Origin of the sequence: Halomonas sp. 707D4, from assembly GCF_024158685.1 — a bacterium.
Lineage (GTDB): Bacteria > Pseudomonadota > Gammaproteobacteria > Pseudomonadales > Halomonadaceae > Vreelandella.
In genome coordinates this window covers 1-8,212 of sequence record NZ_JAMZBD010000106.1, presented here as the reverse complement: position 1 = coordinate 8,212, position 8,212 = coordinate 1, and the positions used below count along the sequence as shown (strand labels likewise).

Annotated in this window: 6 protein-coding genes; 1 reads left to right on the top strand and 5 read right to left on the bottom strand. The window is 64.3% G+C overall.

What is annotated here, in order from left to right:
* Window positions 1–129: 129 nt before the first annotated feature.
* Both pssA and ilvC read right to left on the bottom strand, forming a co-directional pair.
* Window positions 130–1,005: a CDP-diacylglycerol--serine O-phosphatidyltransferase gene (gene pssA / locus BIS11_RS06585; RefSeq protein ID WP_253425794.1), complete on the bottom strand. Its 876-nt coding sequence runs from the start codon at window positions 1,003–1,005 to the stop codon at window positions 130–132.
* A gap of 150 nt (window positions 1,006–1,155) precedes the next feature.
* A complete protein-coding gene (gene ilvC / locus BIS11_RS06580) occupies window positions 1,156–2,172 on the bottom strand; it encodes a ketol-acid reductoisomerase (protein ID WP_227391077.1) in 1,017 nt (338 codons plus the stop codon).
* 184 nt (window positions 2,173–2,356) lie between these two features.
* Between ilvC and ilvY the strand changes: the two genes are divergently transcribed.
* Window positions 2,357–3,244 (top strand): HTH-type transcriptional activator IlvY, encoded by an 888-nt coding sequence (gene ilvY / locus BIS11_RS06575; RefSeq protein ID WP_253425797.1) that lies wholly within the window; start codon window positions 2,357–2,359, stop codon window positions 3,242–3,244.
* 66 nt (window positions 3,245–3,310) lie between these two features.
* On the opposite strand, the gene ilvN is transcribed toward ilvY, so the two are convergent.
* From ilvN to clpB, 3 genes are all read right to left on the bottom strand, one after another.
* Window positions 3,311–3,802, bottom strand: a complete 492-nt coding sequence (ilvN, locus tag BIS11_RS06570) for an acetolactate synthase small subunit (RefSeq protein WP_227391079.1) — start codon at window positions 3,800–3,802, stop codon at window positions 3,311–3,313.
* Complete coding sequence (locus BIS11_RS06565; RefSeq protein WP_253425799.1) at window positions 3,802–5,526, bottom strand: acetolactate synthase 3 large subunit; 1,725 nt, start codon at window positions 5,524–5,526, stop codon at window positions 3,802–3,804. The genes ilvN and BIS11_RS06565 overlap by 1 nt, the downstream gene beginning before the upstream one ends.
* A gap of 474 nt (window positions 5,527–6,000) precedes the next feature.
* A partial coding sequence (clpB, locus tag BIS11_RS06560) for an ATP-dependent chaperone ClpB (RefSeq protein ID WP_253585845.1) occupies window positions 6,001–8,212 on the bottom strand: 2,212 nt, incomplete at its 5' end.

The window sequence follows — 8,212 nt, the reverse complement described above, 5'->3', positions numbered from 1 at the left end:
ACCGAAGGTTTTCACCTTCTTCACCGCTGGCGACGCTGGGCGTCCCCGGCAGCGGATGCGTACTTTACGGATTCGCCGCCGGGAGTGCAAGGGCTTTTTTCAGAAAAGATCACGCAAGTACCGAAGCATTCAAGGCCTGGTCGCTTCGCCGGTACGCTTGGCCTTGCGCATGCCGGCGTAGATGGGGCCGGAGAGCACGTAGGCGCCGAACAGCAGCAGCAGCATGACCGAAGGCTCCACGGAGATCATCACGAACCCGAGCACCACGGCAAGGAGTACCACGAAGGGCACCGGCTTCTTGAAGTCGAGGTCCTTGAAGCTGTAGTAGCGAATGTTGCTGACCATCAGAATGCCCGCCGCGCCGACCACTACCAGCATCAGCAGCTTGAAGCCGAAGGCATCGGCATCGAAGCTGTGGAAGGTCCAGACGCTGGCCGCCACCACCGCAGCCGCCGACGGGCTGGGCAGGCCGATGAACCACTTCTTGTCGGTGCTGCCGATCTGCACGTTGAAGCGTGCCAGGCGCAGCGCGGCGCAAGCGACGTACAGAAAGGCAACGACCCACCCGGTCTTGCCGATGTCCTGCAGAATCCAGGTGAACGCCACCAGCGCCGGCGCCATGCCAAACGAGATCATGTCCGCGAGGCTGTCGTATTCCGCCCCGAAGGCGCTCTGGGTGTTGGTCATGCGCGCCACGCGCCCGTCGAGGCCATCGAGCACCATGGCGATGAAGATGGCGACGGCGGCGGCGCTGAACTCACCGTTGATGCCGGCGACCACGGCGAAGAACCCCGAGAAGAGCGCGGAGGTGGTGAACAGGTTGGGCAGCAGGTAGATCCCCTTGCGGCGGATCTTCTTGCCATCCTCCACCGCCTCCTCGACGACTTCGGTCTCGCGCAGGAACGCCGTGGCGAGATCCTCGTTGCTGACCGAGTCGGTGTCGTTGTGAGGATTGTAAGGCGGCGGCGTATGGCCGGGCTCTTGATCGCGCGCATCCTGAGTCATGTTCGTCGTCCCTTGGGTGAAGTCGTGAGTGACAGAGTTTCATTCTACACGCTACCCAGGCCGCGACCATGGCTATCGGCGCGCCGGCACAACGCAAAGCGGGGTGCGATCGACGCACCCCGCTTCTTCACTGCCACCCGATCGACGGGATCAGTTCTTGCTCTTGTCGACCAGCTGGTTGGCGGCGATCCACGGCATCATGCCGCGAAGCTTGGCACCGACCTGCTCGATCTCGTGCTCGGCGTTCAGGCGGCGACGCGCGGTCATCGACGGATAGTTGCTGTTGCCTTCGCTGATGAACATCTTGGCGTACTCGCCGGTCTGGATGCGCTTGAGGGCGTTGCGCATCGCGGCACGGGACTGATCGTTGATGACTTCCTGACCGGTCACGTACTCGCCGTACTCCGCATTGTTGGAGATCGAGTAGTTCATATTGGCGATGCCGCCTTCGTACATGAGATCGACGATCAGCTTGAGCTCGTGCAGGCACTCGAAGTAGGCCATTTCCGGCGCGTAGCCCGCTTCGGTCAGGGTCTCGAAGCCGGCCTTGACCAGCTCGACGGCGCCGCCGCAGAGGACCGCCTGCTCGCCGAACAGATCGGTTTCGGTCTCGTCCTTGAAGGTGGTCTCGATGATGCCGCTGCGGCCGCCGCCGACGCCGGCTGCGTAAGAGAGCGCGAGCTCCTTGGCGTTGCCCGAGGCGTCCTGGTGGATCGCGATCAGGTCCGGAATGCCGCCACCCTTGACGAACTCGGAGCGCACGGTGTGGCCCGGCGCCTTCGGCGCGATCATGATGACGTCGAGATCCTTGCGCGGCTCGATCTGGTTGTAGTGGATGTTGAAGCCGTGGGCGAAAGCGAGGGTGGCGCCCTCTTTCAGGTTCGGCTCCACTTCGTTTTCGTAGATGGTTTTCTGGTTCTCGTCCGGGGCGAGGATCATCACCACGTCGGCGCTCTTGCACGCTTCCGGCACGCTTGCCACCTTGAGGCCCGCGGCTTCCGCCTTGGCGGCGGAGGAAGAGCCCTTGCGCAGCGCCACGGTCACGTCGACACCGGACTCTTTCAGGTTGTTGGCGTGGGCGTGGCCCTGGGAGCCGTAGCCGACGATCGTGACCTTCTTGGCCTGGATCAGGGACAGGTCGCAATCTTTGTCGTAGTAAACGTGCATGGTGCGTCTCCAGAAATCGTGAACGAGCGGTATCGTTGTCGCAGTGTCAGCGTTGACGGCCACCTGCGCCATCTCGTGCGGCGCTAGGATGCGGCGTTGAAGAAGACTCTACGCCTACCGTCTCGTTGCGTAAAACGCTATATTTGCAAGACACTATTTCACATAATGAAACGTAGAGACCCGAATGGATTTTCGCCTGCTCAAACATGCGCTGACCCTGGGCGAGACGCGTCACTTCGGCCGTGCCAGCGAGCTTTGCCATCTCAGCCCTTCGACGTTGAGCCGCTCGATCCGCCAGCTCGAGAGCGAACTCGGCACGCGGCTGTTCGAGCGTGACAATCGCCACGTCACCGTGACGCCCCAGGGTGAAACCTTCCTGCGCTACGCCCAGGAGACTCTGGAGCAGTGGGAGCTGCAAAAGCGGACCCTCGCGGCAGATGCCACGGAGCTTCACGGCGAGATCAGCATCTACTGCTCGGTGACCGCCAGCTACAGCTTTCTCTACGAACTCCTGAGCGACGTGCGCCTGCGCCACCCCGGCATCGAACTCAAGCTGCACACCGGCGACCCCGCCGAAGCGATGGCCCGCGTGCTCGAAGGTCAGGACGACATGGCGATCACCCCGCGCCCGCGCATTCCCCCTACGGCCCTCACCTTCAAGTCGCTCACCCGCTCGCCGCTTCTGTTCATCGCCCCCACCCAGCCCTACGACTGGCTGCCCGAGGCGCCGGAGAGCTCCACCGCCGAGCAGTGGCGCCGGGTGCCGATGATCCTCTCGGAAGCCGGGCTTTCGCGCGAGTACGCCAACACCTGGTTCAAGGCGATGGGCGTGGCGCCGCGCATCTACGCCCAGGTGGCCGGTCACGAGGCGATCGTCAGCATGGTGGGGCTGGGCTTCGGCGTGGGCGTGGTGCCCAGGATCGTGCTGGAGAACAGCCCGCTCGCCGAGCGCGTGCAGGTGCTTTCGGTGAAACCCGAGCTGCCCCACTACGATGTCGGGCTGTGCGTGCTCAACCGGCGGCTCAAGACGCCGATGATCGACGCGTTCTGGGCCACGGTCAGCGAGCGCTGAGCGCTTTTGTGCCGTGCGCCCACAAAAAAGCCGCCCCGAAGGGCGGCCAGTCGCGAGCGTTTTGACTTAGAGCGACAGCACCTTGTCGCCGCGGGCGATGCCGGAGACCCCGGTGCGCGCCACTTCGAGAATGCCCACCGGCGCCATGGCCTGCAGGAAGGCATCGAGCTTGGCGGCGTCGCCGGTGATCTGCACGGTGTAGAGGCTCGGCGTGACGTCGACGATCTGCGCGCGGAAGATGTCCACGGTGCGCTTGACCTCGTCGCGGGCCGCCCCCAGCGCCTTCACCTTGACCAGCATCAGCTCGCGCTCGATGTGGTTGCCCTCGGTCAGATCGACCAGTTTGACCACGTCGATCAGCTTGTTGAGGTGCTTGGTGATCTGCTCGATCACCCGATCGTCGCCAATGGTGGTGACCGTCAGGCGCGACAGTGACGGATCCTCGGTCGGGGCGACGTTGAGGGTTTCGATGTTGTAGTTACGCTGGGAGAACAGGCCGACCACTCGTGACAGCGCACCCGGTTCGTTTTCCAGCAGAATCGAGATGATATGTCGCATCAGGTACGCTCCGTTTTGGACAGCAGCATGTCACGCATTGCGCCGAGCGGCACTTGCATCGGATAGACGTGCTCGAAGGGATCGACCTTGATGTCGAGAAAGACCAGCTCGTGCTTGTCGGCGAACGCCCGCTCGAGCGCAGGTTCCAGCTCCTCTTTCGTGGTCACGGTGATCGCGGTGAAGCCGTAGGCCTCGATCAGCATGTGAAAGTCCGGCAGGGACTCCATGTAGGAGTGGGCGTGGCGCGACTTGTAGTTCAAGTCCTGCCACTGGCGCACCATGCCGAGCGACTGGTTGTTCAGGTTGACGATCTTCACTCCCACCCCGTACTGCTTACAGGTCGAGAGCTCCTGCATCATCATCTGGAAGCTGCCTTCGCCGGTGATGCACACCACGTCGTCGTCGGGGTAGCTCATCTTCACGCCCATCGCCGCCGGGAAGCCGAAGCCCATGGTGCCCAGCCCGCCGGAGGTGATCAGCCGATTGGGCTTGTCGAACTTGTAGTACTGGGCGGCGAACATCTGGTGCTGGCCAACGTCGGTGGTGACGAACGCCTCGCCCCGGGTCACGCGGCAGACCGCCTCGACCACTTCCTGGGGCTTGAGCGCCTCGCCGGTTTTCGAGGGCTCATAAAGCTTGCCTTCACGCTCCCCGCGCCAGCCGTCGATCTTCTCCCACCACTCGGTGAGCGCACCTGCGTTCTCCACCGTGCGCCCCTGCACCAGGCTGATCATCTCGTCGATGACGCTGCCGGCGGGGCCGACGATCGGTACGTCCGCGCGCACGGTCTTGGAGACAGAGCTCGGATCGACGTCGACGTGGATGATCTTCGCCGTGGGGCAGAACTTCGAGGTGTTGTTGGTCACCCGGTCGTCGAAGCGCGCGCCGATGGCGATGATCAGGTCCGCGTGGTGCATGGCCATGTTGGACTCATAGGAGCCGTGCATGCCGAGCCATCCGAGGCACTGCTTGTCGCTTTGCGGGTAGGCACCGATGCCCATGAGCGTGGTGGTGATCGGAAAGCCGAGCTTCTTGACCAGATCAGAAAGGCCTTCGCTGGCACGGCCGGTGACCACGCCACCGCCGGTGTAGAACACCGGGCGCTTGGCCTTGAGCATCAGCTCGACGGCCTTCTTGATCTGGCCGGTATGGCCGCGGGTCACCGGGTTGTAGGAGCGCAGCTTGACCTTTTTCGGGTACACGTACTCGTAGCGCTCGGTGGGGGCGGTCATGTCCTTCGGGATATCGACCACCACCGGGCCGGGCCGGCCGGTCGAGGCGAGGTAGAAGGCCTTTTTCAGCACTTCCGGAATTTCGCTCGGGTGACGGATCGAGAAGCTGTGCTTCACGATCGGGCGGGTCACGCCGACGATGTCGGTTTCCTGGAAGGCGTCGTCGCCGATCAGGTGGCTCATGACCTGGCCACACAGCACCACCATCGGGATGGAGTCCATGTAGGCGGTGGCGATCCCGGTCACGGCGTTGGTCGCGCCGGGCCCGGAGGTGACGAGCACCACGCCGGGCTTGCCGGAGGCGCGCGCATAGCCGTCGGCGGCGTGGGTCGCGGCCTGCTCGTGGCGCACCAGGATGTGCTTGACGTCGTCCTGGCGGAAGAGCGCGTCATAAATATGCAGCGCGGCCCCGCCCGGATACCCATAGATGTACTCAACGCCCTCGTCTTTCAAGAAGCGGGCGATCATGTCTGCGCCGGAAAGCAATTCCACAGTAATTCTCCCCTGGAGGTCTCGAGTGCGATCCGCAGCGTTCTGCGGGGTCGAGTGCGGCGGTATGCCGCTGCCGGCGGTGCCGACACCTGATGCCAAACCCTGGCATACGGCCCGGTTGGGGCCTGCACTCTCATCGGAAAAGGCCAGAAAGCCGCTTCCTTATCGCGGCGGTTCACCGCGTCGGGGCATTGGCCAGGCCAGGCGGTTGACCTGGGCCCGGAAGTCCTTCGGCGGGTAGAGGCAAACAAGGCCTACCCTTCACGCGGGGATGGGGGGTTACCCGTGGATTCCGCGTCCGCAAATCAGGAACCCCTAAGGTTCCATTAACGCCTTGAAGCTGTCAACCACAGGCGCGGGCCTTTGAACAGCGCATCGTGCATAACGATATACCAACGATAGAACCGGCGGGCGCGGGCACGCACAAAAAAGCCCGCCGCAAAGCGGCGGGCCTGATCAGGTACAGCGGCGCGATCAGCCAAAGACCAGATGATCCTCTTCGGCGCGAATATGCACGGTGTCACCCGGGGCGTACTTGCCGGCGAGCAGGTCCTGGGCCAGCGGGTTCTCGATGCGGCTCTGGATCGCGCGCTTGAGCGGGCGCGCCCCGAACACCGGATCGAAGCCGACCACCGCGAGCTGCGCCATGGCCTCGTCGCTGATCGCAAGGCTCAGGCCGTGCTCGGCGAGGCGTGCCTTCAGGCGCTCGAGCTGGATCGAGGCGATCGCCTGGATCTGCTCCTGGCCGAGGGCGTGGAACACCACCACTTCGTCGATGCGGTTGATCAGCTCCGGGCGGAAGTGATTGCCCACCACTTCCATCACCGCGCTACGCATCGCCTCGTAGCCCGCGTCGTCGCCGCTTTCACCCCCCATGCGCTGGATGATGTCCGAGCCCATGTTCGAGGTCATCACGATCACGGTGTTGCGGAAATCCACCGTGCGGCCCTGGCCGTCGGTCAGCCGCCCATCCTCGAGCACCTGCAAGAGGATGTTGAACACGTCCGGGTGGGCCTTCTCCACCTCGTCGAGCAGCAGCACCGAGTAGGGCTTGCGACGCACGGCCTCGGTCAGGTAGCCGCCCTGCTCGAAGCCGACGTAGCCGGGAGGCGCGCCGATCAGCCGCGCCACGGAGTGCTTCTCCATGAACTCGGACATGTCGATGCGCACCATCGCTTCTTCGGTATCGAAGAGGAAGTTGGCCAACGACTTGCAAAGCTCGGTCTTGCCCACCCCGGTCGGGCCGAGGAACAGAAACGAGCCGTTGGGCCGGTTCGGGTCGGCAAGCCCGGCCCGGGAGCGGCGCACCGCGTTGGCCACCGCCTCGACCGCCTCATCCTGGCCGATGACCCGCTCGTGCAGCGCCTCTTCCATGCGCAAGAGCTTGTCGCGCTCGCCTTCGAGCATCTTCGAGACCGGAATGCCGGTCCAGCGCGACACCACTTCGGCGATCTCCTCCTCGGTGACGTTGGAGCGCAGGAGCTGGTGGCTGGCGGTATCCGCCTCGCCCTCGCCGCTCTCCAGAATCTTCTTCTCGAGCTCGGGAATCCGGCCGTACTGGATCTCCGACATGCGGCCGAGATCGCCCTGGCGGCGGGCCTGTTCGAGGTCCGTGCGCGCCTGCTCGAGCTCCGCCTTGAACTGGGCCGCCCCCTGGATGCTGGCCTTCTCGGCCTTCCAGATCTCATCGAGGTCGGCGTACTCGCGCTCGAGTTCATGAATGTGGTCGTTCAGTGCCTCGAGGCGTTTCTTCGTCGCCTCGTCGGTCTCCTTCTTGAGCGCCTCGCGCTCCATCTTGAGCTGGATCAGGCGCCGGTCGAGGCGGTCCATCTCTTCGGGCTTTGAGTCGAGCTCCATGCGAATGCGCGAAGCGGCCTCGTCGATCAGGTCGATCGCCTTGTCCGGCAGCTGGCGGTCGGTGATGTAGCGGGTCGAAAGCTTGGCCGCCGCGATGATCGCGGAATCGGTGATCGCCACACCGTGGTGCACCTCGTAGCGCTCCTTCAGGCCGCGCAGGATCGCCACGGTATCCTCTTCTGACGGCTCGTCGACCAGCACCTTCTGGAAGCGGCGCTCGAGTGCGGCGTCCTTCTCGATGTACTGACGGTACTCGTCGAGGGTCGTCGCGCCCACGCAGTGCAGCTCGCCGCGAGCCAGGGCGGGCTTGAGCATGTTGCCCGCGTCCATCGCGCCCTCGGCCTTGCCGGCGCCGACCATGGTATGCAGCTCGTCGATGAACAGGATCACCCGGCCCTCTTCCTGGGCAAGCTCCTTGAGCACCGCCTTCAGGCGCTCCTCGAACTCGCCGCGAAACTTGGCGCCGGCGAGCAAGGAGCCCATGTCCAGCGACAGCACGCGCTTGTCCTTGAGGCCTTCCGGCACTTCGCCGTTGACGATGCGCTGGGCGAGGCCTTCCACGATAGCAGTCTTGCCCACACCGGGCTCGCCGATCAGCACCGGGTTGTTCTTGGTGCGCCGCTGGAGCACCTGGATGGTGCGGCGAATCTCGTCGTCGCGGCCGATCACCGGGTCGAGCTTGCCGTCCAGCGCCCGCTGGGTGAGATCGAGGGTGTACTTGTCGAGCGCCTCGCGCTGATCCTCGGCGTTGGCGTCATCGACGCTCGCGCCGCCGCGCAGGCCCTCGATGGCACTTTCGAGTTTTTTACGCTCGAGGCCCGCCTCCTTC